26 protein-coding genes are annotated in these 26372 nt (G+C 71.4%); 16 read left to right on the top strand and 10 right to left on the bottom strand.

What is annotated here, in order from left to right:
• The first annotated feature begins 76 nt into the window (after positions 1-76).
• From hemL to ACIA77_RS01440, 3 genes are read left to right on the top strand one after another with little or no spacing between them, the layout of a single operon-like run.
• On the top strand, positions 77-1381 hold the full coding sequence (hemL, locus tag ACIA77_RS01430; RefSeq protein WP_395883783.1) for a glutamate-1-semialdehyde 2,1-aminomutase: 1305 nt from the start codon (positions 77-79) through the stop codon (positions 1379-1381).
• Complete coding sequence (locus tag ACIA77_RS01435; RefSeq protein WP_395883784.1) at positions 1378-2004, top strand: histidine phosphatase family protein; 627 nt, start codon at positions 1378-1380, stop codon at positions 2002-2004. The genes hemL and ACIA77_RS01435 overlap by 4 nt, the downstream gene beginning before the upstream one ends.
• Complete coding sequence (locus tag ACIA77_RS01440; RefSeq protein ID WP_395883785.1) at positions 2001-2579, top strand: TlpA family protein disulfide reductase; 579 nt, start codon at positions 2001-2003, stop codon at positions 2577-2579. The genes ACIA77_RS01435 and ACIA77_RS01440 overlap by 4 nt, the downstream gene beginning before the upstream one ends.
• 4 nt (positions 2580-2583) lie before the next feature.
• Here ACIA77_RS01440 and ACIA77_RS01445 read toward each other — a convergent pair whose 3' ends face one another.
• Both ACIA77_RS01445 and ACIA77_RS01450 read right to left on the bottom strand, forming a co-directional pair.
• Positions 2584-4446, bottom strand: a complete 1863-nt coding sequence (locus ACIA77_RS01445) for a caspase domain-containing protein (RefSeq protein ID WP_395883786.1) — start codon at positions 4444-4446, stop codon at positions 2584-2586.
• Complete coding sequence (locus ACIA77_RS01450; protein WP_395883787.1) at positions 4443-4829, bottom strand: hypothetical protein; 387 nt, start codon at positions 4827-4829, stop codon at positions 4443-4445. Before ACIA77_RS01450 ends, ACIA77_RS01445 begins: the two co-directional genes overlap by 4 nt.
• 194 nt (positions 4830-5023) lie before the next feature.
• Here ACIA77_RS01450 and ACIA77_RS01455 point away from each other — a divergent pair, with 194 nt between their 5' ends.
• From ACIA77_RS01455 to ACIA77_RS01470, 4 genes are all read left to right on the top strand, one after another.
• Positions 5024-5797, top strand: coding sequence for a cytochrome c biogenesis CcdA family protein (locus tag ACIA77_RS01455; protein ID WP_395883788.1), 774 nt, complete (start codon positions 5024-5026; stop codon positions 5795-5797).
• On the top strand, positions 5794-7401 hold the full coding sequence (locus ACIA77_RS01460) for a cytochrome c biogenesis protein ResB (RefSeq protein WP_395883789.1): 1608 nt from the start codon (positions 5794-5796) through the stop codon (positions 7399-7401). Before ACIA77_RS01455 ends, ACIA77_RS01460 begins: the two co-directional genes overlap by 4 nt.
• Before the next feature lie 3 nt (positions 7402-7404).
• Positions 7405-8382 carry a c-type cytochrome biogenesis protein CcsB gene (gene ccsB, locus ACIA77_RS01465; protein ID WP_395883790.1) on the top strand — a complete coding sequence of 326 codons (978 nt, stop codon included), beginning with the start codon at positions 7405-7407 and terminating at the stop codon, positions 8380-8382.
• A gap of 103 nt (positions 8383-8485) precedes the next feature.
• On the top strand, positions 8486-9793 hold the full coding sequence (locus ACIA77_RS01470; RefSeq protein WP_395883791.1) for an AAA family ATPase: 1308 nt from the start codon (positions 8486-8488) through the stop codon (positions 9791-9793).
• A gap of 52 nt (positions 9794-9845) precedes the next feature.
• Here the strand turns inward: ACIA77_RS01470 and ACIA77_RS01475 are convergent, their stop codons facing one another.
• Together ACIA77_RS01475 and ACIA77_RS01480 are read right to left on the bottom strand one after the other, a co-directional pair.
• Positions 9846-10037: a hypothetical protein gene (locus ACIA77_RS01475; RefSeq protein WP_395883792.1), complete on the bottom strand. Its 192-nt coding sequence runs from the start codon at positions 10035-10037 to the stop codon at positions 9846-9848.
• Between the two features lie 259 nt (positions 10038-10296).
• On the bottom strand, positions 10297-10509 hold the full coding sequence (locus tag ACIA77_RS01480; RefSeq protein ID WP_072474890.1) for a BldC family transcriptional regulator: 213 nt from the start codon (positions 10507-10509) through the stop codon (positions 10297-10299).
• Positions 10510-10870: 361 nt separating this feature from the next.
• Between ACIA77_RS01480 and ACIA77_RS01485 the strand changes: the two genes are divergently transcribed.
• The 3 genes from ACIA77_RS01485 to ACIA77_RS01495 are packed head-to-tail and all read left to right on the top strand — an operon-like array spanning position 10871 to position 12719.
• On the top strand, positions 10871-11344 hold the full coding sequence (locus ACIA77_RS01485; protein ID WP_395883793.1) for an Lrp/AsnC family transcriptional regulator: 474 nt from the start codon (positions 10871-10873) through the stop codon (positions 11342-11344).
• Between the two features lie 11 nt (positions 11345-11355).
• Positions 11356-11646: a DUF4229 domain-containing protein gene (locus ACIA77_RS01490; RefSeq protein ID WP_395883794.1), complete on the top strand. Its 291-nt coding sequence runs from the start codon at positions 11356-11358 to the stop codon at positions 11644-11646.
• On the top strand, positions 11643-12719 hold the full coding sequence (locus tag ACIA77_RS01495; RefSeq protein WP_395883795.1) for a PLP-dependent cysteine synthase family protein: 1077 nt from the start codon (positions 11643-11645) through the stop codon (positions 12717-12719). Before ACIA77_RS01490 ends, ACIA77_RS01495 begins: the two co-directional genes overlap by 4 nt.
• Positions 12720-13129: 410 nt before the next feature.
• On the opposite strand, the gene ACIA77_RS01500 is transcribed toward ACIA77_RS01495, so the two are convergent.
• The 4 genes from ACIA77_RS01500 to ACIA77_RS01515 form a co-directional block, all read right to left on the bottom strand.
• Entirely contained in the window at positions 13130-13999 is an 870-nt protein-coding gene (locus tag ACIA77_RS01500; protein WP_395883796.1) for a 1,4-dihydroxy-2-naphthoate polyprenyltransferase, read from the bottom strand.
• Between the two features lie 34 nt (positions 14000-14033).
• Positions 14034-14165 (bottom strand): hypothetical protein, encoded by a 132-nt coding sequence (locus ACIA77_RS01505; protein WP_395883797.1) that lies wholly within the window; start codon positions 14163-14165, stop codon positions 14034-14036.
• A gap of 72 nt (positions 14166-14237) precedes the next feature.
• Complete coding sequence (gene menE / locus ACIA77_RS01510) at positions 14238-15380, bottom strand: o-succinylbenzoate--CoA ligase (RefSeq protein WP_395883798.1); 1143 nt, start codon at positions 15378-15380, stop codon at positions 14238-14240.
• 16 nt (positions 15381-15396) lie between these two features.
• Positions 15397-16320, bottom strand: coding sequence for a 1,4-dihydroxy-2-naphthoyl-CoA synthase (locus ACIA77_RS01515; protein ID WP_395883799.1), 924 nt, complete (start codon positions 16318-16320; stop codon positions 15397-15399).
• A gap of 96 nt (positions 16321-16416) precedes the next feature.
• Between ACIA77_RS01515 and menD the strand changes: the two genes are divergently transcribed.
• Positions 16417-18093 (top strand): 2-succinyl-5-enolpyruvyl-6-hydroxy-3-cyclohexene-1-carboxylic-acid synthase, encoded by a 1677-nt coding sequence (gene menD, locus ACIA77_RS01520; RefSeq protein WP_395883800.1) that lies wholly within the window; start codon positions 16417-16419, stop codon positions 18091-18093.
• Between the two features lies 1 nt (position 18094).
• On the opposite strand, the gene ACIA77_RS01525 is transcribed toward menD, so the two are convergent.
• Positions 18095-18832, bottom strand: a complete 738-nt coding sequence (locus ACIA77_RS01525; RefSeq protein ID WP_395883801.1) for a phosphotransferase enzyme family protein — start codon at positions 18830-18832, stop codon at positions 18095-18097.
• Between the two features lie 141 nt (positions 18833-18973).
• Here ACIA77_RS01525 and ACIA77_RS01530 point away from each other — a divergent pair, with 141 nt between their 5' ends.
• The 3 genes from ACIA77_RS01530 (at position 18974) to ACIA77_RS01540 (ending at position 21758) form a co-directional block, all read left to right on the top strand.
• Positions 18974-20488 carry a M1 family metallopeptidase gene (locus tag ACIA77_RS01530; protein WP_395883802.1) on the top strand — a complete coding sequence of 505 codons (1515 nt, stop codon included), beginning with the start codon at positions 18974-18976 and terminating at the stop codon, positions 20486-20488.
• 17 nt (positions 20489-20505) lie between these two features.
• Entirely contained in the window at positions 20506-20979 is a 474-nt protein-coding gene (locus ACIA77_RS01535; protein ID WP_395883803.1) for a DUF3592 domain-containing protein, read from the top strand.
• 476 nt (positions 20980-21455) lie between these two features.
• Positions 21456-21758, top strand: a complete 303-nt coding sequence (locus ACIA77_RS01540) for a hypothetical protein (RefSeq protein ID WP_395883804.1) — start codon at positions 21456-21458, stop codon at positions 21756-21758.
• 337 nt (positions 21759-22095) lie between these two features.
• Here ACIA77_RS01540 and ACIA77_RS01545 read toward each other — a convergent pair whose 3' ends face one another.
• Complete coding sequence (locus ACIA77_RS01545) at positions 22096-22935, bottom strand: inositol monophosphatase family protein (RefSeq protein WP_395883805.1); 840 nt, start codon at positions 22933-22935, stop codon at positions 22096-22098.
• A gap of 177 nt (positions 22936-23112) precedes the next feature.
• On the opposite strand from ACIA77_RS01545, the gene ACIA77_RS01550 reads away from it, so the two are divergent.
• Entirely contained in the window at positions 23113-24231 is a 1119-nt protein-coding gene (locus ACIA77_RS01550) for a glycosyltransferase family 4 protein (protein WP_395883806.1), read from the top strand.
• A 3-nt stretch (positions 24232-24234) separates the two neighbouring features.
• Positions 24235-25338 carry a glycosyltransferase gene (locus ACIA77_RS01555; RefSeq protein WP_395883807.1) on the top strand — a complete coding sequence of 368 codons (1104 nt, stop codon included), beginning with the start codon at positions 24235-24237 and terminating at the stop codon, positions 25336-25338.
• Positions 25339-26372: the final 1034 nt, after the last annotated feature.

Here is a 26372-nt window from a genome sequence, read left to right on the forward strand (position 1 = left end):
GGCTCGCCGCCCTCGCGCCCGGTGTCGGCGTGGCGGGGGTCGGCGGCCGAGCGGGAGGATTTGCGAGACTGGAGGGGTGAGCACTGGCACCGAGCAGTCCAAGGTTTGGTTCGAACGCGCGAAGGCGGCCGTCCCGGGCGGGGTGAACTCGCCGGTGCGGGCGTTCAACTCGGTCGGCGGCACCCCGCGTTTCATGGTTCGCGGCGAGGGTCCCCACCTGTGGGACGCCGACGGCAACCGCTACGTCGACCTCGTCTCGTCCTGGGGCCCGATGATCCTCGGGCACGCGCACCCGCAGGTGGTCGAGGCCGCGCGCGCGGCCGCCGCCAGCGGGCTCTCGTTCGGCACGCCGACGATCGGCGAGGTCGAGCTCGCCGAGGAGATCATCGGCCGCGTCGAGCCCGTCGAGCAGGTGCGGCTCGTGAACTCCGGCACCGAGGCGACGATGAGCGCCATCCGGCTCGCCCGCGGGCTCACCGGCCGCGCGAAGATCATCAAGTTCGCCGGGTGTTACCACGGTCACGTCGACGCGCTGCTGGCGCAGGCCGGCTCGGGCGTCGCGACGCTCGGGCTGCCGACTTCGCCCGGCGTCACCGGCGCGCAGGCCGCCGACACGCTGGTGCTGCCCTACAACGACCTCGACGCCGTGCGGAAGTCCTTTGTGGAGAACGAGGGCCAGATCGCCGCGGTGATCACCGAGGCGGCCGCGGGCAACATGGGCGCCATCGCCCCCGACGACGGGTTCAACGCCGGCCTGCGCGACCTCGCGCACGAGCACGGCGCGCTGCTGATCATGGACGAGGTCATGACGGGCTTCCGCGTCTCGCGCGCGGGCTGGTACGGCCTCGAAGGCGTCGCCGGCGACCTGTACACGTTCGGCAAGGTCATGTCCGGCGGGCTCCCGGCCGCGGCGTTCGGCGGGCGCGCCGACGTGATGGCCCGGCTTGCTCCGGGCGGGCCGGTCTACCAGGCCGGCACGCTGTCCGGGAACCCCGTCGCCGTCGCCGCGGGCCTCACTTCGCTGCGCTTGGCCGACGACGCCGTGTACGCGGCGCTGAACGCCAACGCGAAGCGGCTCGGCGACCTGTTCGACTCGGCCCTGGCCGAGGCCGGCGTCGCGCACAACGTGCAGTACGCGGGCAACCTCGTGAGCGTGTTCTTCGGCTCCGGCGCGGTCCGCGACTACGCGGGCGCGCAGGCCACCGAAACCTGGCGCTTCCCCGCGTTCTTCCACGCTTTGCTCGACGCCGGCGTGTACGGCCCGCCGAGCCCGTACGAAGCGTGGTTCGTGAACGCCGCGATGGACGACGAAGCGTTCGGCGTGATCGAGGCCGCGGTACCGGCCGCGGCGCGCGCGGCCGCCGAGGCGGTCCGGCCGTGACCACCGTCGTCCACCTCCTGCGCCACGGCGAAGTCCACAACCCGGACAAGATCCTCTACGGCCGGCTGCCGAACTTCCGGCTGTCGGACCGCGGGCAGCGCCAGGCGCTCACCGTGGCGGAAGCCGTGGCGGGCCACGACCTCGCGTACGTGGTCGCGTCGCCGCTGCAGCGCGCCCAGGAGACCGCGGCGCCGATCGCCGCGGCCCACCGGCTCGACATCGCGACCGACGACGGCCTGATCGAAGCCGGCAACGTGTTCGAAGGCCAGCGCGTGGCCGTCGGCGACGGCGCGCTGCGCCAGCCCAAGGCGTGGCCGCACCTGCTGAACCCGTTCCGGCCGTCGTGGGGCGAGCCGTACGTGGAGATCGCGCACCGGATGCTCGGCGCGGTCCACCGGGCGCGCGAGAAGGCCGAGGGGCGCGAGGCGCTGTGCGTTTCGCACCAGCTGCCGATCTGGACGCTGCGCCGGTTCGTCGAGGCCAAGCGCCTGTGGCACGACCCTCGGCACCGGCAGTGCTCACTCGCGTCGCTGACCAGCCTGGTCTTCGACGGCGAGGCGCTCGTGGAGATCGTCTACAGCGAACCCGCGGGCACGACGGACCCGAAGGTGACAGGCGCGTGAAACGACTTCTCGGTGCGGTGCTGGCGGCGGCGTTGCTGGTGGCGGGGTGCTCGACGGGCAAGGACGCGGTCGTCGAAGGCGGCACGTTCAGCTTCGTCTCGCCGGGCGGCAAGGTCGACATCACCTACCCGGAGGCGCAGCGCCAGAACGCACCCGTCCTGGCCGGCGACGACCTCATGCACGAGGGCAAGCAGCTGTCCATCGCCGACTTCCCCGGCAAGGTCGTGGTGATCAACCTGTGGGGCCAGTGGTGCGGCCCGTGCCGCGCCGAAGCGCCGGAACTGGAGAAGGCCGGCCAGGAGATGGCGCCGCTCGGCGGCCAGATCGTCGGCCTCGACCTCCGCGACCCCGAGCGCGACGCCGCCCAGGACTTCATCCGCGACCGCAACATCACCTACCCGTCCATCTGGGACCCGACGGGCCGCGTGCTGCTGCAGCTGCAGGGCTACCCCCGCAACCTCATCCCGTCGACCATCGTGCTCGACAAGAAGCACCGCGTCGCCGCGGTCTTCCTGCGGCAGGTGCTGGCGTCGGACCTGATGCCGACGGTGCAGCGGCTGGCGGCGGAGAAGTAGCGGGTCAGCAGAGGCCGGGGTTTTCGTCGGTCAGCGTGCGGACGGCTTTCTCCACCGCGGGCGCGAGCGCTTTCGGCCCCGGGGCGGTGAACTCACCGCTCATGTCGAAGGTGATGGTGGTGACGACGTTGCCGCAGAGTTCCCGGGCGACACCGTGGTTGTCGTAGCTGAGCCAGTAGCCCGGGTGGTGGAGCCCCTCCTCGTGGATTTGGCCGTGTTCGCCATCGGAACTTCGAGATCGGGCAAGGGCTTCGCCTGCAGCGTTGTGCGCTGACTCGGATTCAGTGGCCACTGAGAGTGCGTAGGCCAATGCGATTGCGCCGTTCGCCCCACTTATGTTGGCGGCGTATCGGCGGGTACAGCGATTGCCGAGGTCAGAGTGCTCACTGACTGGAGGTTGTTCGTTGATGGGACCGAATAACGCGGAGTAGAGCGGGCCGATCATGTCGTTTACTCCGCCGGCGTCCCCGATACCGGCCAAGTCCGCAGCGGTGTTCTTGTCCAGGACCTGACAAGCGTCGGGCGGTGAGGTGGCGATCGTGCCCTCCCAGAGCCACGGCCGGTCCGTCGCGAACAACAACACCACCACCAGCGCCAGCACCGGCACCACCCGCGCCGGCGCGACGGCCCAGCCGCGCCGCGCCACCGCCGTGGGGGAGCCGCGGCTGATGCTGTGGTCGCGGATGGCGTCGAGCCCTGCCGAGAACCGGGCGCGCCGCGAAGTCCACGACGCGCTCGGCGCGGGCAGCGGCAGCCGCCGGCGGTCACCGCGGTGCAGAGCGACCGTGCGGCCGAACAGGCCCGCGCGCGTCTCCACCGCGAGCACCGCCGGCCACGGCACGGCGGAGGACCGCAGCAGCGACACGCGAATCCCGTGGTCCTCCAGCCGCACGCGGCCCAGGAAAGCGACGGCCGTCCGCACCACCGCGGCCAGCACGACCACCAGCCCCAGCGCCACCAACGACCACAACCGCCCCGACGAAAAGCCCGCCAGCCCGGCCCACACCAGCGCGCCGCCGGCCAGCGCGACCGGGACCGTCAGTGCCAGCGCGCCCCGGTCCGGCTTCAGCTCGACCGCCGGCACCGGCTCGGCGGACCGCACCCGGCGCGCCGACGTACCCGGCCGGCGGGCGGCGACGACGAACTCGCCCTGCCCGCCGATCAGCCACCAGCAGGGCGTCTGCGCCGGGTTGGCTTCGCGGACGGTGTCGAAGACGTAGTAGTAGAGCTCGTCGAGGGTGATGCGCTGGTCGAGGTCGTCGTCGGCTTCGCCGGTGTCGAGGCCGCGGGTCAAGGCTTCGGTGAAGACGGAGGCCGACGCGGCGGGCGCGTCCGAACGCAACGTGGTGCCCTCGAAGGCGTACTCGATCGCCGTGGTCGCCGTGATGATCGCGAGGCCGCGGCCGGAGAAGTTCTCCTGCACGAGCACGGTGTCGCCGGCCTTCGCGAACATCCCGCGGCCGAACGCGCCGCTGTAGCAGCAGTCCAGGACCAGCAGGACGTGGCGCGACCGGCACGCGCGGATCCACCGGTTCAGCTCGGCCGCGGACACCGCGGTGCCGTCGAGGTCGTCGAGCCGGGTGTCGGTGCCCGCGAGGTACAGCTCGCCCGCGACGTCCTTCACGCCGTGGCCCGAGAAGTACACGAGCAGCACGTCGTCGGGCGCGCGGTTCGCGAAGAACGCCCGCAGCGTCGACCTCAGCTCCGCGGCCGTGCGGTCGACGAGCCGGTCGACCCCGTACGCCCCGACTTGCGGGTCGGCCAGCACGCGGGCCAGCCCGTCGACGTCCGGTCCGGGCGCGCGCAGCCGGCTCAGCGCGGGATCGGTGTGGGTGCCGGTCCCGGCGAGCAGCGCCGCGCGGGTCACGGCTTCGGCCGGCCGTGCCGATCGACGATCACGGCCACCAGTCTGTCGATCTGGTCGCTGGTGGCGCCGCTGATCTCCAGCTTGTCGCCGTCCACCTCGAACACGACCTTGCGCGACGCCTCGAGCGCGACCCAGCGCCGGACCACCTCGACCACGGCACCGAGCGCTTTGCGCGACACCGCCACCGTCACCGACAGCACGCCGAGCAGCCCGCTCACGCCCTTGCTGCCCTCGGGCGCCGGCCCGCCGTCCGGGACCCCGATCGCGGTGTCGGGGAGCTCGCGCAGCGCCCGGCCGAGTTCGGCCGCGTGCTCGTCGCGCTCCTCGGCGTCGAGCTCCGGGCCTTCCGACGCCACGGTCAGCAGCACGGAGACGGTCGGCATGGTGGGCGCTCCTCCCCAGAAGACGGCACGCAAGATCGGCCCGACGCTACCGGGATCACCCGGGCGGGGCAGGCCGATCGGCGACAACCACACGGAAAGCCCAGGCGGGACGAAGGTCCCGCTGCGGTGTGGCGTAGGTCCTGTGAGCTGCCCCCGCCCGTCTCACGCGAAGCTCACTGCCTACTCTCAAGTGCGTGAACTCCGTGTCCGAGCTGGCGATCTCCGGACCGCTGCTGCTCGCCGCGGGCGTGGCGCTGCTGGCCGGCGCGATCTCGTTCGCGTCGCCGTGCGTGGTGCCGCTCGTGCCCGGGTACCTCGCTTACCTCGCGGCGCTGGTGGGTGCCGACGCCCCGGCGGTGCGCGCCGGCGAGGAACGCAAGAAGGGCCGCTACGCCGTGCTCGGCGCCGCGGGCCTGTTCGTGCTCGGGTTCACCGTGGTGTTCGTCGCGACGCTCGGCACGCTCGTCTGGCTCGCCGACACCCTCCTGATCAACCAGGACCTCCTGCAGCGCGTCGGCGGAGTGCTCACGATCGCGATGGCGCTCGTGTTCCTCGGCTGGATCCCGGGCCTGCAACGCGAGTTCCGCTCGCACCACGTCCCCGGCGGCGGCATCTGGGGCGCGCCGCTGCTCGGCGCCGTCTTCGGGCTCGGCTGGACGCCCTGCATCGGCCCGACGCTCTCGGCCGTCACGAGCCTCGCGAGCGCGACCGGCGGCGCCGCCGCGCGCGGCTACCTGCTGGTGCTCATCTACTGCGTGGGCCTCGGCCTGCCGTTCCTGCTGATCGCGCTCGGCGCCCGCTGGGCGGTGCGCGCCACCGACTGGCTGCGCCGCAACGGCCGCCGCGTGCAGCTGATCGGCGGCGGGCTGCTCCTGGTCGTCGGCATCCTGCTCGTCACCGGACTCTGGGGAGACGTCATGGGCTGGCTCCGCAACTCCGTCGCCTCGAACCTGGTGCTGCCACTGTGACGACCACCGAAGCACCCCCGGCCAACCCCCAGCGCCCCTACAAGCCGTCGGCGGGCAAGCAGCTGCTCGCGTTCCTGCGCAACACCTGGCGCGGCCTCACGTCGATGCGCACCGCGCTGATCCTGCTGTTCCTGCTGGCGCTCGCCGCGCTGCCCGGCGCCCTGCTGCCGCAGAACCGCCTCAACGCCGCCAAGGTCGACGAGTACATCTCGAGCCACGGCTGGTGGGGTTCCCTCCTCGACAAGCTGCAGTTCTACGACGTCTACTCCAGCGTCTGGTTCTCCGCGATCTACCTGCTGCTGATGATCTCGCTGGTCGGCTGCCTCACGCCCCGCAGCTGGGACTACGTCAAGCAGATGCGCGCGCGGCCGGTGCTGACCCCGCGCAACCTCGCGCGCATGCCGCACCACCGCATCGCCCGCACCTCGCGCCCCGTCGAGGCCGTGCGCGAGGACGTGCTCAAGCAGCTGTCCGGCTGGCGCAAAGTCGAACGCGAAGAGGACAACGGCGGCTTCAGCGTCTCCGCCGAACGCGGCTACCTGCGCGAGACGGGCAACCTGCTCTTCCACTTCGGCATGCTCGGCCTGATCATCTTCTTCGCCCTCGGCAAGCTCTACAGCTACGAGGGCCAGGTGATCGTGCAGGCCGACGGCAGCCAGTTCTGCAACTCCGGCATCTACAACTACGACTCGTTCGAAGCCGGCCTGCGCATCGACGGCACGAAACTGGACCCGTTCTGCGTGAAGGTCAACGACTTCACCGCGCACTACACGCCCGCAGGCGAAGCCGATTACTACCACTCGAACATCCAGTACCAGTCCGGCGCGGACCTGCAGACCGGCACGTGGCGCCCGTACAACCTCCAGCCCAACGAGCCGCTGCGGACCGTCGGCGACCGCGTTTACCTGCTCGGCAACGGCTACTCGCCCCAGTTCACCGTGACCTTCCCCAACGGCGAGAAGCGCACGCAGAACACGCAGTGGCGGCCCACCGACACGGCCACGATGCTGTCGCAGGGCGCCACCAAGTTCGACACCCCGGGGATCACCGACGAGATCCAGCGGCGCACGAAGCAGCTCGCGATCACCGGGATCTTCGCGCCGACGTCGTTCATCCACGGCGGTGTGCTCACCTCCACCGCGCCGGGCCTGAACAACCCGATGGTGGCCGTCGACGTGCTGCGCGGCGACCTCGGCCTCGACGCGGGCCGCGGGCAGTCGGTGTTCGACGTGGACCAGGACCGCGTCGCCGACGGCCGCCTCAAGCGCGTCGCGCGGCAGAACCTGGCCGTGGGCCAGGAACTCACGCTCGACGACGGCACCAAGGTGCGCTTCGACGGCGTGAACGAGTGGGTGAACCTCCAGGTCTCGCACGACCCGACGCAGGGGTACGTGCTCGGCTTCGCGATCGTGATGTTCGCGGGTCTCGGTGCGTCGCTGCTGGTCAAGCGGCGTCGCGTGTGGGTGCGGGTGAGCCGCGGTGACGACGGGCACGCGGGTACCGTGATCGAGGTCGCCGGCCTCGCGCGCACCGACCAAGCAGGGTACGGCGAAGAGTTCCAGCGGATCGGCGAACGGCTGGTCACGGGCCGGAAAGGCAGCTGAGGCATGCAGATCAACGAGACGTTGTCGCAGTACAGCGACTGGTTCTACACCACCACGGTGGCGATCTACGTCCTCGCGCTCCTGCTCTCGCTGTTCGAGCAGGCCTTCGGCGCCAAGGGCCGCCTGGCCCACGAGCGCAGCGCGCAGAAGACCCTCGTCGGGGCCGGCGCGCCGGTGATCGAGGACGTCGACAAGCCCGCCGAACCCGAGGTGCCGCGCGAGATCGGCCGGCCCGAGCGCATCGGCCGCATGGGTGCGGCGCTGCTGGTGCTGGGCGCCCTGCTGCAGCTCACCGCGATCGTGCTGCGCGGTCTCGCCGTGCACCGCGCGCCGTGGGGCAACATGTACGAGTACGGCATGGCGGTCACCTTCATCACGGTGGTCGCGTGGCTGGTCGTCATCAAGAAGTTCCCGGTGCGCCACCTCACGGGCTTCGTGCTGCTGCCCGTCGTGATCCTGATGTTCATCAACGGCACGCTGCTGTACACGGTGGCCGCGCCGGTCGTGCCCGCCCTGCAGTCCTACTGGCTCTACATCCACGTGTCGGCCGCGATCATCGGCTCGGGCGTGTTCCTGGTGCCCGGTGTGGCCAGCGTGCTGTACCTGTTCCGCAGCGCCTACGACCGCAACCCGGCCAAGTTCCCCGGCTTCGGCCCGAAGCTGCCGGCCGCCGACGTGCTCGACCGCATCGCCTACCGCGCCACGATCATCGCGTTCCCGATCTTCACCTTCGGCGTGCTGTGCGGCGCCGTGTGGGCCGAGGCCGCGTGGGGCCGGTTCTGGGGCTGGGACCCGAAGGAGACCGTCGCCTTCATCGCGTGGGTCGTCTACGCCGCCTACCTGCACTCCCGCGCCACCGCGGGCTGGCGCGGCACCCGCGCGGCCGTGATCAACATCGTCGGGTTCGCGGTGACGATCTTCAACCTGTTCTTCGTCAACCTGGTGACCGCCGGGCTGCACTCGTACGCCGGGGTCAGCTGACCGGGGGGCCACGCGGTCGGTAACGCTCCCCCCGACTACCGTCGATACTGGAGGGATCCAGAAAGCACTTTCGACGGGCGCAGCACCCGGGAGGTAGGCAGCGGTGACCGGACCCAGTGAAGAAGCGGCCCGGGCTACGGCCGAAGAGGCTCAAGCGAAGGCCGACCAGGCGCAGGAACCGGCGGCCGAGCTGTTCTCCGACGAACGCACGGACTCGGCGCCGCACCCGCCTTCGGGCGCCTACGACGCCCAGCCGACGCAGGTCGTCGCGTCACCGAACCCGAACTCGGGACCGCACGCCGTGCCGCAGCAGCAGGCCCAGGTGCCGCCGGGGTACGCGCAGCAGCAGTACGACCAGAACCTGCCCCCGCTGCAACCCCACCAGCCGCAGCAACCCCAGCCGCAGTACCCGCCCGCGGGCTACCAGCCTTCGCAGCAGCAGCCGTCGAACCTGCCGCAGCCGGGCGGGCGCGCCGCGTCGGCGGTGCCCGACGACCTGGCGACCGCGCACCTGGTGAAGCAGGCGAAGCGCACGCCGCAGTCGGGCTGGCGCAAGGCGCTGTACGTCGGCACCGGCAAGCTCGTGAACCCGGGTGAGAGCCCGGCCGACACGCGCCGGCGCGAGCTGATCGCGCGCGTCAACCAGCCGCTGCGGGGGTGCTACAAGATCGCGATGCTGTCGCTCAAGGGCGGCGTCGGCAAGACCACCGCCACGACCACGCTGGGCTCGACCTTCGCGTCGCTGCGCGGCGACCGCGTGGTCGCCGTCGACGCGAACCCCGACCGTGGGACGCTGTCGCAGAAGATCGCCATCGAAACCACGGCGACCGTGCGCCACCTGCTGCGCGACGCCGAGAAGATCACCCGGTACAGCGACGTCCGCTCGTACACGTCCCAGGGGTCGAGCCGCCTGGAGATCCTCGCCAGCGAGCAGGACCCGGCCGTGTCGGAGGCGTTTTCGGAGATCGACTACCGCCGCACGGTGAACCTGCTGGAGCACTTCTACAACATCGTGCTCACCGACTGCGGCACCGGTTTGATGCACTCGGCGATGAAGGGCGTGCTCGACCTCGCCGACTCACTCGTCGTGGTGTCGTCCGGTTCGGTCGACGGCGCGCGGTCGGCGTCGGCCACGCTCGACTGGCTCGAAGCCCACGGCTACGGCGAGCTGGTGAAGCGCTCGGTCGTCGTCATCAACTCGGTGCGCCCCAAGGGCAGCTCGGTCGACCTGGACAAGCTTTCGGCCCACTTCGGCGCCAAGGTCCGCGCCGTCTGCCGCATCCCGTTCGACCCGCACCTCGAGGAGGGCGCGGAGATCGAGCTGGAGCGCCTGGGCGGCGACACGCGCCTCGCGTTGCTGGAGCTGGCGGCCACGGTCGCGGACGGCTTCGGCGCGCAGCAGTACCGCTGACGCGCGACGGCGCCCCGGCTTCGCGGAGCTGGGGCGCCGATTCGTTTCCGGTTCAGGAGTCGCCGTCGTCGGTCGTGGGGCGTTTGCGCTGCTCTTCGGTGAGCTTGCGCAGGAAGTCCGGGTCGTCGTCCGGGCCGCGGGTGGGCCGGCGGTCCGGCACGCCGATGCGCTGCCCCGCCGCGAAGACCCGCCACAACAGAACGGCGATGGTGATCGCGCCCACCGCTGCGAGCAGAGGAATCATGCCCGGTCCTTCCGTCGTGCAGGGCCTTGCCGATTCCCCACGTTACCTCTCCGGGCCGGTGGTAGGCGGATACGCGACCGGACGTTGCTGCGTGTGCCGGCGGCTTCCGCCGTGACCGTGGCCGGATTGGTACCGAGAAGCACCGCAGCCCGAAATCCGCGAACCGGCCCGAACCCCGGGTACGACGAAGGGTCGTGACCGGTAAGAGGTGCGGGAAGTCACCCCTTACCACTCACGACCCTTGCGTGCTGGTGGCGGTTCAGGCCTTGCGGGCCGGTTCGCTCGCGTCGGTGGTGAGCTCGGCGAGGAGCTCGTTCACCTCGGACTCGCGGAACCGGCGGTGCCCGCCGGGGGTCCGGATCGAGCCGATCCGGCCGGCCGTGGCCCACCGGGTGACCGTCTTCGGGTCCACCCGGAACAAGGCGGCCACCTCACCCGGGGTGAGCAGCCTTCCGCCCATCGTCGCGGTCATTTTCCGCCTCCTTAACGAACTACTTGCTATACCGGAGGCATCGGGCCTTTCGCCCGTCGCGCCGGGGTAGCCAACGCGGCAATCGTGGCACTTCACCCGTCGGGTACTCGAACGGTTGTCCAAGAGTAAAGAGCCCTTAAAGTGCAAAAGGGACATAACCTCTGCGGCTCTCCGTCGCGTGAAGTCTCCGTTCAGATCGCGCTGACCTGCGTGTTTTCCTCTGCGGAGGCGCTCACTCAGGTAAAGACGCGCCAAAGGGGCATCGCGGGCCATCGGGACCATCGGCGACGTTGTGACGCAGTAGACACTCCGGGCATTACCTTGCCTGCGGGCCCGGGGAGCCGCGCAGCATAATGAGCCGGTGGATCAGCTGGACCGGAAGATCATCGCCGCGCTGCGGGTCAACGGCCGGGCCACCTACGCCGACCTCGGCCGGTCCGTGGGGCTTTCGGCTTCGTCGGTGCACGAGCGCGTCGGCAAGCTCGAAGCGGCCGGGGTGATCACCGGCTACCACGCGATGGTGGACCCCAGCACCGTCGGACTGGGCGTCACCGCGCTCGTGGGCATCCACCCGACCGACACCGCGACCGACGAGGACGTCGCGTCCGCGCTCGGCGAGCTGGCCGAGGTGGAGAGCTGCTACGCCGTGGCCGGCGACGAGGCCTTCGTGGTGAAGGTGCGCGTGTCGACCGTCGACGAGCTCGAGCACACGCTCGGCCGTCTGCGCCGCATCCCGGGCGTCGGGCGCACCAACACGACCGTGGTGCTCTCGACGCGCTTCGAGGGCCGCCCGAACAACGCGGGCCTGGGCGAAGAGGACGGGAACAAGGCGTAGCCTGCTTCGATGTGAGCGAAACGCCGAAGAACCTGTACCGCGACCTGACGGTCTACCTCTTGGCGCGCTTCGCGCTGGTGGCCGTGGTCGCCTGGGTGCTGACGCTGGTCGGGGTGCCGCTGCTGGTCGCCCTCCTGATCGGGCTCGTCGTGGGCCTGCCGCTCGGGCTGCTGCTCTTCCGCTCGCTCAACACGCGCGTCACGGCGGGCTTGGCCAAGCGCAACGAAGCCCGCGCCCGCGCCCGGTCGGCCCTGCGCGCCGAGCTCCGCGGCGACGGCCCCGCCGGCGACGACGCCGCATGAACCGGCTCCACAACCGCGCCTGGGTGCGCGAGGCCGTCCGCATCATCGAGGCCGACGCCAACCGCAGCGCCGACACGCACCTGCACGTCTTCCCGCTGCCGCAGGAGTGGGGCGTCGACCTGTACCTGAAGGACGAGTCCGTGCACCCCACGGGCTCGCTCAAGCACCGGCTGGCCCGGTCGCTGCTGCTCTACGGCCTGGTCAACGGCCAGATCGGCCCGGACACCACGCTCATCGAAGCCTCCAGCGGCTCCACGGCCGTCTCCGAGGCGTACTTCGCGCGGATGCTGGGCCTGAAGTTCGTGACGGTCGTGCCGCGCAGCACCAGCAAGGAGAAGATCGCCCTCATCGAGTTCTACGGCGGCGACTGCCACTTCGTCGACCGGGCGCCCGACATGTACCCGGAAGCGGAGCAGCTGGCTGCGGAGTGCGGCGGGCACTACCTCGACCAGTTCACCTACGCGGAGCGCGCGACGGACTGGCGCGGGAACAACAACATCGCCGAGTCCGTCTTCGCACAGATGCGAGCGGAGCGGCACCCGGTGCCGTCGTGGATCGTCGTGGGCGCCGGGACCGGCGGCACGAGCGCGACCTTCGGCCGGTACGTGCGCTACAAGCGGCACACCACGAAGATCGCGGTGGTGGACCCGGAGAACTCGTCCTTCTACGGCGCGTGGGAGACCGGGCAGCTGGACTACTCGACGGGGATGCCGTCGCGCATCGAGGGCATCGGCCGCCCGCGGGTGGAGCCGTCGTTCGTGCCCGGGGTGATCGACGAGATGTTCCAGGTGCCGGACGCGGCGTCGCTGGCCGCGATCCGGTTGCTGAGGGATCACACGGGGCACTGGGCGGGTGGGTCTACGGGGACCAACCTGTACGGGGCGTTCGCGCTGATCTCGCGGATGATCGCGGAGGGCCAGGCGGGGTCCGTGGTGACGTTGTTGTGCGACGGCGGGGATCGGTACGCGCACACGTATTACGACGATGAGTGGCTGGCGGAGCAGGGGATCGACATCGCGCCTTATCGGGCGAAGTTCGATGAGTTCCTGATCAGCGGCCGGTTCGACGGCTGAGAGCCCTCGCCCTCGGCCAGCACCCAGCCCCTCCCCACCACCTCAAAAGGCGACGAAAAGCCACCTACGAATCCGCCGCCAACCTACGCAGAACGTCCTGCACCCAGCCCCTGCCCGGCACCTGAAAAGGCGACTCGAAGCCACCTACGACACCGCCGCCCGACCGCCCCACTGAGGATGCGCCCAGTCCCTGCCCGGCACCTCGATCCGAAGCTTCCACACGGCCGCCGACCCCGTGTCAAGGCACGCTTTCCCGCCTTGACACGGGGTCAGCGGCCGTAGTCACACTTGAGCTTCGGGGTGCCTACGCCCCGCAACACGCCCCTGCGCAGGACCGCATCACCCCACAACACCAACTGCAGCCTTGTTGGGCTGGCGGCAAGTGGCTTGGCCTCGCCTTGTGGGGTGGTTCAGAAGGCCAGGGCGATGGCGCTCAAAATCGCCCACGCGAGCATCGCCAACCCCGTGTCGCGCAGCGCAGGGATGAGTTCCCGGCCCACCTTGCCACCACCGACAGCGCGAACGGACTTCAGCAGCATCGGCGCGGTGACCAAGGCGATGAGCTGCAGCGGGTGCCAGATGCCCAGCAGGATCGTGATGACGTACGGCACGGTCACCAGGGCCAGATACAAGCGCCGGGTGCCCTTGTCGCCCAGGCGGGTGGCGAGGGTGCGTTTGCCGGACTCCAGGTCGGTGGGGATGTCGCGGAGGTTGTTGGCCGTGAGGACCGCGGTGGAGAAGCAGCCGACCGCGACGGCGCAGCCCAGGCCGGCCCAGCTGACGCGGCCGGCTTGCACGTAGACGGTTCCCAGTACGCCGGCGAGGCCGAAGAAGACGAACACGGCGATCTCGCCGAAGCCGTAGTAGCCGTAGGGCTTGCTGCCGCCCGTGTAGAACCACGCGCCGAGGATGCACAGGGCGCCCATGGCGAGCAGCCACCAGAAGCCGGTGAGCGCGACGAGCAGCAGGCCCAGCACGCCGGCCAGACCCAGGCACACCAGCGCCGCGGCGAGGACGGCCTTCGGGGCGGCCGTGCCGGAACCGACCAGGCGAAGCGGGCCGACGCGGTTCTCGTCGGTGCCGCGGACGCCGTCGGAGTAGTCGTTGGCGTAGTTGACGCCGATGATCAGCGCGAGCGCGACCAGCAGCGCGAGCACCGAACGCCACCACGAGAACGCGTCCAGCGCGATCGCCGCCCCGACCCCGGCGACCACCGGGGCGATCGCGTTGGGCAGGGTGCGCGGGCGGGCGCCTTCGATCCACTCACTCACTGTCGCCATGGGCGTTATTCAACGCCATGCGATCTTCACCCGATCAGGAACCCGTGACCTCCCACGTGAGGGTCCCGCTGCTGTCCGGCTCGTCCGCCGACGCGGCCCCCGCGCCGAGCACGAGCCCGGCGACCACCGCCACCACCGCCAGCGCTGCCTTCGTCCAGGTCTTCATCCCCCGAGGCAACCGCGATCACTGGCACCCTGTCAACGATCCGGGCGGTTTTCGAGCCGTCTGTAGGTCGTTTCAGGAGCTGAACAGTGCCTTGACGGCCGATCGGTCGATCTTGCCCGGTCCGCGCAGCGGCAGCTCGCCGGTGAACTCGATCCGCTTCGGCGCCGCCGCGGCGCCGAGCTCGTCGCGCACGGCGGCGCGCAACGCGGCGGGGTCGACCGCACCCTCCGCCACCACCAGCGCCACCACGGCTTCGCCCCACTCCGGCGACTCAACGCCCACCACACACGCGTCGCGCACGCCCGCGACCGCACCGAGCACCTTCTCGACCGAAGCCGCCGACACCTTCACGCCGCCGGTGTTGATGACGTCGTCGGCGCGGCCGAGGACCTCGACGCGGCCGTCGGGGAACAGCCGCCCGCGGTCCGACGTGCGGAACCAGCCGTCCTGGAACGACTCGGCCGTCAGCTCGGGAGCCAGCCGGTAGCCGTGGGCGAGGACCGGGCCCGAAATCCGCAACCGCTCGGACGCGTCGGGCTCGACCCGCACGCCGTCCAGCGGCACGCCGTCGTAGACGCAGCCGCTGGCCGTCTCGCTCATGCCGTAGGACGGGATGATCCGCACCCCGGCGTCGTGGGCCCGTTCGCGCAGCTTCGGCGACGTCGCGGCGGCCCCCAGCACGATCGCGTCGAAGCCCTGCGCGGCGGCCAGGCCCGCGCCACCGTCGTCGAGCAGCCGCGCGAGCTGCGTCGGCACCAGCGCCGTGTACCGCGGGCCGTCCTCGGCCAGCACGGGCGCGGCGGCCGCGGCGAAGTCGTCGGTCCGGAAGCCCGTGCCGGTGAGGTACGCCGCTTTCGTGCCGGCCAGCCGGGCGCGGACCAGGACCTGCAGGCCGCCGATGTAGTGCGCGGGCGTCGCGAGCAGCCAGTGGCCCGGACCGCCGAGCCGCGCGTGCGTCGCCACGGCCGACGACGTCAGCGCGCCCGGCGAGATCAGCACGCCCTTCGGCGCCCCGGTGGAGCCCGACGTGGCGATGATCACCGCAGTGTCCGGCTCCACCGGGGTGTCCGGCGCCATGGCCTCGAGCAACGCCGGCGCCGCCGGGTCACCCGCGGACAGCGGCAGCACGGCGTCCCCGCCGTCGAGCGCCGCCGCGACGGCCGAGTCCAGCGCGGACACGGCCTCCGCGCTCCCGTCGAGCCAGACGACCCGCACAAGTCCTCCCGGGGGATCAGTAGTAGTACGGGACGTCGGACCAGTCCGGGTCCCGCTTCTGCAGGAAGGCGTCGCGGCCTTCCACCGCTTCGTCCTGCATGTACGCGAGCCGCGTGGTCTCACCGGCGAACAGCTGCTGGCCGACGAGCCCGTCGTCGATCGCGTTGAACGCGTATTTCAACATGCGCTGCGCCGTCGGCGACTTGCCGACGATGGTCCAGGCCCACTCGAGCGCGACGGTCTCCAGGGAAGCGTGGGGGACGACCTCGTTCACCGCGCCCATCGAGTGCATCTGCTCGGCGGTGTAGTCGCGGCCGAGGAAGAAGATTTCACGCGCGAACTTCTGGCCGACCTGGCGCGCGAGGTACGCGGAGCCGTAGCCCGCGTCGAACGAGCCGACGTCGGCGTCGGTCTGCTTGAACCGCGCGTGCTCGGCCGAGGCGAGCGTGAGATCGCACACCACGTGCAGCGAGTGCCCGCCGCCCGCGGCCCACCCCGGCACGACCGCGACCACGGGTTTCGGCATGAACCGGATCAAGCGCTGGACCTCGAGGATGTGCAGCCGGCCCGCACGCGCCGCGTCGACCGTGTCGGAGGTCTCCCCAGCCGCGTACTGGTATCCGGACCGTCCGCGAATACGCTGGTCACCGCCGGAGCAGAACGCCCAGCCGCCGTCCTTGGGCGACGGCCCGTTGCCGGTGAGCAGGACACAGCCGACGTCGGAGCTCATCCGGGCGTGGTCGAGGGCGCGGTAGAGCTCGTCGACCGTGTGCGGGCGGAAGGCGTTGCGGACCTCCGGACGGTCGAACGCCACGCGGACCACCCGTTTGCCGGAGCGGCTCTCAGCGGAGCGGTGGTAGGTGATGTCGGTGAAGGCGAAACCTTCGACCTCGGTCCACGCGGCGGGGTCGAACAGCTCGGAAACTCGGGCGTCATCCACGTTTGGGAGAATAGGACCTGTGGACACTCGTGCTGTGCTTGATGCCGCCTCCCCGGAAGGGCGAGCGTCGGCGGTCGACGCACCAGGGGCCCGCCGGTGAACCCGTCGACCGCGCAGGCCAGGGTCATCGTCGACGAACTGGTCCGCAACACCGTGTCCCACGTGGTCTTGTGCCCCGGTTCACGGAACGCGCCGCTGTCGATCGCGCTCTACGACGCCGCCGCGGCCGGACGGCTCAAGCTGCACGTGCGCATCGACGAACGCGGCGCCGCGTTCCTGGCGCTCGGCATCGCCGCGCGCACGGGCCGGCCCTCGGCCGTGGTCTGCACCTCCGGCACCGCCGCGGCGAACTTCCACCCGGCCGTGCTCGAAGCCGACCGTGCGGGCGTGCCGCTGATCGTGCTGACGGCCGACCGCCCGCCCGAGTTGCGCGCCGCTGGGGCCAGCCAGGTCATCGAGCAGTACCGGCTCTACGGCGACGCCGTGCGCTACTTCGACGAGCTCGCCGTCGCGGAACGCCGGCCGGGGCAGAACTCGTACTGGCGCAGCCAGATCTGCCGCGCGTGGAACGCCGCGTACGGCGAATGGCGCAGCGGGCCCGTGCACCTGAACATCCCGTTCCGCGACCCGCTCGTGCCCGACGTCGGGGATGACGGCGAGTGGTACGAATCCATCGAGGGCCGCGCCGACGGCGAGCGCTGGACGGAGCTGCCGGACTTCGGCGCGCTGCCGTCGTTCGTGGTGCCCTCGGCCCGCCACGGCCTGGTCATCGCGTGCGACACGGGCGTGCAGGCGGCCAGCGAATGGGCTGAACAACACGGCTGGCCCGTGGTGTCGGAGACCGGTGGCCTGGGCCTTTCGGGCACCACCGCGATCTCGTCGGGTGCGTGGCTGCTGGGCGTCGAGGAGTTCATCTCGAAGCACAAGCCCGAGCAGGTCCTGTGCCTCGGCCGCCCGACCGTGTTCCGCCAGGTCGGCAAGGTCCTGTCCGACCCGGCCGTCGAGGTCCTGCTCGTGCGCCCGGACTCGGACTGGCCGGCGCCCGCGCACAACGTGCGTCAGGTCGGCCAGTGGTTCGCCGAGCCGACCAAACCCGCCGACCCGGAGTGGCTCGCCGCCTGGCAACGCGCGGACGCCGCCGCCGCGTCGGCCGTTTCCGCGGCGTTGGTGGGGGAGCCGTGGCCCAACGGCCTGACCGTCGCCGCCGCGCTGATCGACTCCCTGCCCGAAGGCGCGCTCCTCGTGGTGGGCTCCTCCAACCCGACCCGCGACGTCGCACTCGCGGGTTCCCTGCGCCCGGACGTCCTCGTCCACCGCAACCGCGGCGTGGCCGGCATCGACGGCACCGTGTCCACAGCCCTCGGCGCCGCCACGGTGCACCGCGCGCCCTCGTACGCGCTGCTCGGCGACCTGACCTTCCTGCACGACGCGTCGGGCCTGCTGACCGGCCCCGCGGAGCAACGTCCGGACCTGACGATCGTCGTGCTGAACGACGACGGCGGCGGCATCTTCTCCCTGCTGGAACAGGGCGCGCCCGAACACGCGGCCAGCTTCGAACGCGTCTTCGGCACCCCGCACGGCGCCGACCTGGGCGCGTTGTGCGCGGGGTACCGCGTGCCCCACACCCTGGCCACGACGGTCGAGGAGTTCCGCGCCGCGCTGGTTCCCGCGCCGGGGCTGCGCGTCGTCGAGGTGCGCGTGGACCGGACCCAGCACCGCGGTCTCCACGCCCGGCTGCGGAAAGCCGTTGCGTCGGCGGTCGGACAGGTCTGAATCAGCGGAGCGCTTCGCGCCAGACGGTTTGGTGGGCGTCGAGGTGCTCGGCGGTCTCGCGCCAGTACGCGCCGTCCTCGAGCCAGATGCGGGCCCACGGCGGGCGGTGGGCGTTGGCCCGGAGGAAATCGTGCATCGCGCGGGCGCGGCGGCCCAGCGTCGCCGGGAGCTCCGCGCGCTGGCGGTCCTCGAGTCCGTAGCCGTCGGTGAAGGCCCGCAGCCGCGCCGCGCATTCCGCGAGCCCGCGATCGGCGCGCAGGCCCGCGGTGGTCTGCGCCGCGTAAGCCAGGTCCCACTCCCGTGACGCCGGGGCGGTGCAGTCCCAGTCGATCAGCACCCAGCCGCGGTCGTTCCGCACCAGGTTCCACGGCGCGACGTCGTTGTGGCACACCAGTTCCTCCCGATCCGGTGGGAGGAGCCGCTGCCACACCGCGCCCGGCGGTGGCGTGAACCCGGCGAGCGCGTCGTGCAGCTCGCGCAGCAGCCGGCCGAGCTCTCGCAGCTCAGCCGGTGCGTAGAGCCCTGCCTCGGCCCCGGTGCTGCCCGGCACGAACTCCAGCACTTGGCGTCCCCGCTCATCTCGGCCGAGCGGCCGCGGCGAGCCGGGGAACCCGACGTCGTGCAGGTGGGTGAGCACGGCGTCCACCGCGTCCGTCCACGGCCCGGCCGGGCGCCGGACGGTGTCGCCGACGCGGACGACGCCGGCCGTCACGTTGCCGGTCAGCGGGATCTCGGTCACGGGTCGATTCTGGTGGTCCAGTCAACCGAACCGATAACCGCTGAAGATCTCAGCGGGTAAGAACCTCCCAACGGATGTACCTCGCAACTCCAACGCTGGCTACGTTCGAGCGCGTTGATCGCCTTCTGGGAGGAAACGCCAATGCGTGGAAGACGGGCCGGACTCGGGTTGGTCGCGGCGGGAGTGGTGTCGGTGCTGGTGTCGGGGGCGGCGGCCGCCGCACCGGGGCACGGGGCGCCCGGCGTGGGGGACCCGTACTACCCCAACGCGGGCAACGGCGGCACCGACGTGCTGCACTACGACATCCGGCTGACCTACCAGCCCGACACCGACCGCCTGGCCGGCTCGACGACCCTGCTGCTCACCGCTACGCAGGACCTGTCGAGGTTCGACCTGGACTTCGCGCTGAGGGCCAAGAGCGTGCTGGTCGGCAACGAGGCCGCCGGGTTCCGGAACCAGAACGGCAACGGCGAGCTCGTGATCACCCCCGCCCACCCGCTGGCGAAGGGGCAGACCACCACCGTCGTCGTGGCGTACGACGACACGCCTTCGACCGAGACCGTCGACGGGATCCACGGGTGGAAGCACGGCGCGTTCGGCGCGCTGGGCGTCGACGAGCCGCAGAGCGCGCAGTGGTGGTTCCCGTCCAACGACCACCCGACGGACAAGGCGACGTACGACGTTTCGATCGAAGCCCCGGACGGTCTCGCGGCCATCACGAACGGCTCGCTCGTGCGCAAAACGCAGTCGCGCGCCGGGTGGACGCGGTGGAACTGGCGGAGCACTCAACCGCAGGCGACGTACCTGACGTCGTTCATCGTGGGGAAGTACGAGGTGGTCCAGTCGACGACGCCCGACAACAAGCCGTTCATCACGGCCTACGGCGCCGACCTCGGTGACTCGCTCTACGCGGCCAAGGCGAGCGTCGAGCGGACGCCGGAGATCGACGCGTTCCTCGCCACGCAGTTCGGGCCTTACCCGTTCGAGGCGGAGGGCGGTGTGGTCACCAGCGGCATCACGTTCTCGCTCGAGAACCAGACCCGTCCGACGTACGGCCTGAAGAACTTCCTCGCCGGGTCCAACACCACGCTCATCGCCCACGAGAACGCCCACCAGTGGTTCGGCGACAACGTCTCGCTCGGCAAGTGGAGCGACATCTGGCTCAACGAGGGCTTCGCGTCGTACGCCGAGTACCTGTGGTCCGAGCACGAGGGCGAGGGCACCACGGCCGAGCTCGCCCAGTACGCCTACGACTCCTACGCCGCCGACGACCCGTTCTGGCAGGTCCTGCCCGGCGACCCGGGCGCGGAGAACCAGTTCGACGGCGCCGTCTACGACCGCGGTGCGATGGCGCTGCAGGCCCTTCGCACGGCTGTCGGCGATGACGCGTTCTTCGCGATCCTGAAGAAGTGGCAGGTGGTGAAGGCCGGTGGGCACGGCGTGATCCCGGAGTTCGAGGCGCTGGCCGAACAGGTGTCGGGCAAGCCGCTGCAGGCGCTGTTCCAGACGTGGCTTTTCACGAAGGGCAAGCCGGCCGCCGGCCCGAACGGTGCCGCTCCGGCTGGGGTGCGGGCGGCCCACGCGGTGGTGAAGCCCAAGTCGTACGACCAGATCCGGGCCAACCACCGGATGCTCGCCGCCGCGGGCGAGCGCTGAGGCTCTAAGCTCGCGGTGTGACGGCCAAGAGTGAGCGGGCGAGGCGCATCGGGTGGTATGCCGTCCTCGGTGTCGCCTCGCTCCTCACTGTGCTCTGCGTGAGCCTGCTCTTCGCGGCGATCCGCAACGACAACGCCATCGAAGACCACCTCGGCACGGCCACGGCCACCGTCGAGTCCGTCGGCTTCGACCGCACGATCATCCAGTTCCAGAGCCCGGACGGCATCGTCCACAGCCCCGCCAACGGCGTGCTCTACCCCTCCGGCCTCGCCGCGGGCCAGCTCGTGGCCATCGAGTACGACACCACGAACCCCGACCGCCTCGCCCGCGTCGCCGGCCGCACCGCGACGCTCACGTTGCTGCCCCTGGGGACCACCATCCTCGTCACGTGGGCCGTCGCGGGCCCGCTCATGTGGTGGCTCCGCCGCTTGCTCAAGCGCGATCGGGCTGCCCGGGCTGCTGCCGAGGTGCCTGAAGTTACGGCTGCTTGAGCGGGTTCGCGCAGTTTCGGTCGCGATCTGCACGGCTGGTGATCGGATCCGCACAGCGATCGTCCGGATCCACGCATCCGGCGACCGGCTCCATCCAGACGACGGCCTTCCACCCACAGCCGACGATCAGCCTCGAACGCCGCAGCACTTGGTCACCAGAGCACAGTCGGCGCCCCTGCCCGATCAGCCGGGCGTCGCCCTCCGCACTGTCGACGACCGCCGCCGTGCAACAAATGATCAGGTTCGAACATCTAGTGTCCTGATCGCCACGGTCCGCGACCCATCCGGAACACCCGGAGCGCTCGGCGGCCCAGTCTGGTGACTGACGCCGCACAACCAGCGGCCCAATTCGCGCGGCTGGCTATCGACTTCGCACATCGTTTACCCCGCCGACAACAGCCAGCGTCCCGAATCGCACAACCGGCGCCCAGCTGCGAACAGCGGGGCAGCCTTGGCCGCTCAACTGCTGATCCAGTATGACCGGCTGGGCCTTCTTGCTCGCACATCCGGTGACCGGCTTCGCGCAGCTGGTGTTGAGCCCGATTAAGTGCGCGGTCGAACTCGCACAGTTGGTGACCGATGACGCGCAGTCGATGGTCTGGTTCAGGTGGTCGGCGGTCGACTCCGCACAGCAGGTGCTGCGCTTCGAACGGCTGGCTGTCTGGGGCAGCACAGCCGCCCACCCGCTCGGAACAAGAGGGGACGACCGTGATCGCACAGTCGATGGCCGGGACCGCCCAATCGGTGCTCAGATTCGAACAGGCAGCGATCTGATCTGAGCAGCCGACGCCCCCATTCGCACAGCTAATGGCCCAGGTCGCACCGCCGGCACCCCGAATCTGCACAGCCGGCGACTCGATTCGCACGGGTGGGGCCAGGCGCGGACGGCTGGGGCGGGGTTCGGACAGGCGGGGTCGACCCATCCCGCACAGGCGGGGATCAGGTTCGCACGGGCGGGGTCAGGTTCGGACTGGCGTCGACCCAGCACGCACAGGTCAGGACCAGGTTCGAACAATCGCCGGCCGACTGCGACCAATCGGTGATCAAGGTCGAACAGGCGCTGTCCCAGCCCGCACAGCCGCCCGACCGCAGCCGCTCAGAACCGCCGAACCCGCCTCAGCTCGCGACCGTCGCCGTTTCCTGCCACCAGCGCAGGACCTCGTCGGCGACGCCGGGGGCGGCGACGAGGAGGCCGTCGGTCGGCAGGGCGGTGTCTTCGCCGTGTTTGTCCAGCACCACCGCGCCGGCCTCGATGGCCATGGCGACGGAGCCCGCGACGTCCCATTCGTGGTAGCTGTGGAGCACCGCGGCGGCCGCGTGGCCGAGCGCGACCTGCGCGATCGACAGCGCGGCCGACCCCAGCACCCGCACCCCGGCGTGCGCGGCGGCGGCGCGTTCGATGAACCCGCCCATGCCGGGCCACGGCCCCTTGCGGGCGAGCTCCGTGCAAACGATCGCGCCGGCCGTCACGCGGCGGTCGACCAGCTGGATCGGCTTGCCGTTCGCGCGGGCGCCCCGGCCGCGGGCGGCGGCGTAGATCTGCGCCCGGTACGGGTCGGCGACGACCCCGACGACCGGGCCCGACGCGTCGATCAGGGCGAGGCTGTAGGCGCACCACGGCACGCCCGCGACGTAGTTGGCCGTGCCGTCGACGGAGTCCACGACCCACCGGTACTCGGCGACGTCAGCACCGTGGTCGGCGCCGAACTCGTGGCCGACGACGGGGATCCCGGGGAACTCCGCGGTCAGCACCCGCCGGGTGTGCCGCTCGAGGATGCGGTCGGTGTCGGTGACCCAGTCGAACGGGGAGTCCAGGGTCGAGGGGTGGGCGCCGCGGCCTGCCGTCGCGGTGATCACGTCGGTGGCGTCGTTGGCCAGCCGGCCGGCCACCTCGAGAGCCCTCGAGAGCAGCCCCGGCTCCACGGGCTGCGACGGCCTGGAGGACAAGAGGGTCATGCCTGCTTAGTCTGGGCCGTCCTGGTTTCCGGGACACGACCTTGAGGTGACATGTCGTGGCGAATCTGTCGACGGACTGTGTCCTCGTGAACACCGCATGCGAGTGTTCGGACACCGTTGGCCCACCTGTCACACGGGATTGGTCCGGTTCGCGCACGCCTTTGTCACAGTGACCACGTGCGAGTCGCCATTGTCACCGAAAGTTTCCTGCCCCAGGTGAACGGCGTGACGAACTCCGTGTTGCGGGTCGTCGAGCACCTGGTCGACCGCGCCCACGACGTGCTCGTGGTGGCGCCGGGACCCGGTCCGGAGTCCTACCGCGGCGCCCCGGTCGTCCGCATCCCCGCCTTCGACGTGCCCGGCGTGCACTCGCTGCCGATCGGCCTGCCGACACGCACCGTGCTCACGGCGCTGACCGGCTTCCGCCCCGACGTGGTGCACCTGGCCTCCCCGTTCGTCGTCGGCGCGCGCGGCCTCGCCGCGGCCCGGCGGCTGCGGGTGCCGTCGATCGCCGTTTACCAGACGGACATCGCGGGCTTCGCCACGTCGTACGGCTTCGGCATCGGCGCCCGGGCGGCGTGGCGCTGGGTACGCCGCGTGCACTCGCGCGCCGACCGGACGCTCGCGCCGTCCAGCCACTCCGTCGAGCAGCTGCGCCTGCACGGCGTGCCCCGCGTGCACCGGTGGGCGCGCGGCGTCGACGTCGACCGCTTCTCGCCCGAACACGCGGACCCGGCGCTGCGGGCCGAGCTCGCGCCCAACGGCGAATTGCTCGTCGGCTTCGTCGGCCGCCTGGCGCCGGAGAAGGAGGTCGAGCGGCTCACCGCGCTCGCGGGCGTACCCGGCATCCGCGTGGTCGTCGTCGGCGACGGTCCGGAGCTGCCGGCGCTGCGCGAGCGGCTCCCCGGGGCCGCGTTCCTCGGCGCGAAGTACGGCGATGAGCTGTCGGTCGCATACGCGAGCCTCGACGTGTTCGTCCACACCGGACCGCACGAGACGTTCTGCCAAGCCGTGCAAGAAGCCATGGCCTCCGGCCTGCCGGTGCTCGCCCCCGACGCGGGCGGCCCGAAGGACCTCGTGCTGCCCGGCCGCACGGGCTACCTGCTGCCCGCCGAGCGCGAGAGCTTCGGCCGCGCACTCGTCGAACGCCTCGACGACCTGCGCGACCCGGCGCTGCGGGCGCGCCTGGGGGAGAAGGCGCGCAAGGTCGTGCTGGGGCGCACCTGGCCCGCCGTGTGCCACGAGCTGGTGGGGCACTACGAGGCCGTACAGGGCCGGGCCGCGCGCGCGGCCTGAGCGATGCACATCGTCCAGCTGGCGAACTTCTACGGGCCGCGCTCCGGTGGGTTGCGGACCGCGCTGCACCACCTCGGCGCCGGGTACGTCGCCAGTGGACACCGCGTGACCCTGGTCGTGCCGGGCACGCGGTACGCGGTCGAGACGCTGCCGACGGGGGTGCGCCGGTACTCGTTGCCCGCGCCCCGGATCCCGGGCACGGGCGGGTACCGGGCGGTCGACCCGCACCGCGTGCGGGCGGTGCTGCGCCGGCTCGAGCCGGACCGGCTGGAGGTGTCGGACCGCCTGACGCTGCGCGGCATGGGCACCTGGGCCCGCCGCCACGGGGTCCCGAGCACGGTCATCTCCCACGAACGCCTCGACCGGTTGCTGGAACAGTTCTTCCTGCCCCGGCCGATGGCCCGGTCCGTCGCCGACGTCGCCAACCGCCGCATGGCCGCCAGCTACGACACCGTCGTGTGCACCACGGCCTTCGCCCGCGCGGAGTTCGACCGCATCTCGGCGCCGAACGTCCGCCGAGTGCCACTGGGAGTCGACCTGTCCACGTTCGCGCCCTCGATGCGCTCGGACTCCTGGCGCCTTTCGCTGGCCGGTGGCGCGGACGCGTTACTGGTCCACTGTGGACGCCTGTCTCCGGAGAAACACGTGGAGCGCAGCGTGGACACCGTGGCGGAACTCACGGAGTCGGGCGCGCGGGTCCGCCTGGTGATCGCGGGAGAGGGGCCCCGAAGACGGGCGCTGGAACGCCGCGCCCGCGGCTTGCCCGTCACGTTCCTCGGCTTCCTGTCCGGCCGCGACGAAGTGGCGCGGCTGCTGGCCACCGCCGACGTTTCGCTCGCCCCGGGTCCGCACGAGACCTTCGGGCTGGCCGCCCTCGAGGCGCTCGCCTCGGGCACCCCCGTGGTCGTCTCCGCCTCGTCCGCGCTGCGCGAGATCGTCCGCCCCGGCTGCGGCGCCGCCGTGGACGACCACGCCCCGGCCTTCGCCTCCGCCGTCACGGGCCTCCTTAACAGTCCGGAAGACCTCCGCCGCGCCGCCGCCCGCGCGCGAGCGGAGGAGTTCGCGTGGCCGGAATCGGTGCGCGGCATGCTCGCCGCACTGGGCTGACTCACGGCTCCGGTTGGCCCCTTCCCGCGCGAACGGCCCACTCGCACCACCCCGACAGCACGAGGTGACCACTCACGCCGGTCCGGCTCACGAAGGGACCGCCGGAGCCTGCTCGCGAGTGGACCTCTGGCGCCGCGCCTGCCGCACGGGTGGACCGCTGGTGCTGCGCTGACTGCGCGAGTGGACCGCTGGCCCCGCGCTGGCCGCACGGGTGGACCGCTGATGCCGCCCTTGCTGCGCGAGTGGGCCGCTGGCCGTGCGAGTGGACCGTTCGTGCCGTGCTGAATGCGCGAGGGGACCGCTGATGTTGCCCCGCTCGCGAGTGGACCACTGGTGCTGCTCGAACGCGAGCGGACCACTGATGCCGCCCTTGCTGCGCGAGTGCAACGCCCGCTGGCCCCGCGCTGGCCGTGCGAGTGGACCGTTCGTGCCGTGCTGAATGCGCGAGGGGACCGCTGATGTTGCCCCGCTCGCGAGTGGACCGCTGGTGCCGCCTTGAACACGCGAGTGGACCGCTAACGCCGCCCGACCGCGAATGGACCTGCGGTGCCGCGCCGACTGCGCGAGTGGATCGCCGGTGCGGGCTCGTCTGTGCGAGGGGACCGTTGGCGCCTGGTTGGTGGCGTGATGGGACCCTTCGTGCCGCTCGCGATGGGCTGGTGCGGCCTCGTCTGCGTGAAGGGACCAGTGGCGCGCGGTTGGCGGCGTGAAGGGACCTTCCGCGCCGGAACGGGTGCGTGACTGGACCGGTCGCGCGCGCCCGATGCGAGAGGACCGCTTGATTCGCGCGCGCCCGCGCGCGAGGGCACTCTCGCGCGCATTCCCGCCCGCATCGGGACCGGTCGCGCCGACCCAATGCGCGAGGGGACCGTTCGCGCCGACCCCTGTGCGCCAAGGGACCGCTCGCGCGCATTCCCGCCCGCGAGGGGACCGGTCGCCCCGACCCAATGCGCGAGGGGACCGTTCGCGCCGACCCCTGTGCGCCAAGGGACCGCTCGCGCGCATTCCCGCCCGCGAGGGGACCGGTCGCCCCG

It is taken from the genome of Amycolatopsis sp. NPDC051903 (assembly GCF_044452505.1).
Classification (GTDB): Bacteria; Actinomycetota; Actinomycetes; order Mycobacteriales; family Pseudonocardiaceae; genus Amycolatopsis.

Bases quoted from the DNA above. Each gene is read 5' to 3' on its own strand.
- ACIA77_RS01450 (WP_395883787.1), bottom strand. From the start codon at position 4,829: ATGCCGACCGTCTCCGTGCTGCTGACCGTGGCGTCGGAAGGCCCGGAG.
- ccsB (WP_395883790.1), top strand. From the start codon at position 7,405: ATGCAGATCAACGAGACGTTGTCGCAGTACAGCGACTGGTTCTACACC.
- ACIA77_RS01475 (WP_395883792.1), bottom strand. From the start codon at position 10,037: ATGATTCCTCTGCTCGCAGCGGTGGGCGCGATCACCATCGCCGTTCTG.
- ACIA77_RS01480 (WP_072474890.1), bottom strand. From the start codon at position 10,509: ATGACCGCGACGATGGGCGGAAGGCTGCTCACCCCGGGTGAGGTGGCC.
- ACIA77_RS01495 (WP_395883795.1), top strand. From the start codon at position 11,643: ATGAACCGGCTCCACAACCGCGCCTGGGTGCGCGAGGCCGTCCGCATC.
- ACIA77_RS01500 (WP_395883796.1), bottom strand. From the start codon at position 13,999: ATGGCGACAGTGAGTGAGTGGATCGAAGGCGCCCGCCCGCGCACCCTG.
- ACIA77_RS01505 (WP_395883797.1), bottom strand. From the start codon at position 14,165: ATGAAGACCTGGACGAAGGCAGCGCTGGCGGTGGTGGCGGTGGTCGCC.
- ACIA77_RS01530 (WP_395883802.1), top strand. From the start codon at position 18,974: ATGCGTGGAAGACGGGCCGGACTCGGGTTGGTCGCGGCGGGAGTGGTG.
- ACIA77_RS01540 (WP_395883804.1), top strand. From the start codon at position 21,456: ATGACCGGCTGGGCCTTCTTGCTCGCACATCCGGTGACCGGCTTCGCG.
- ACIA77_RS01545 (WP_395883805.1), bottom strand. From the start codon at position 22,935: ATGACCCTCTTGTCCTCCAGGCCGTCGCAGCCCGTGGAGCCGGGGCTG.
- ACIA77_RS01555 (WP_395883807.1), top strand. From the start codon at position 24,235: ATGCACATCGTCCAGCTGGCGAACTTCTACGGGCCGCGCTCCGGTGGG.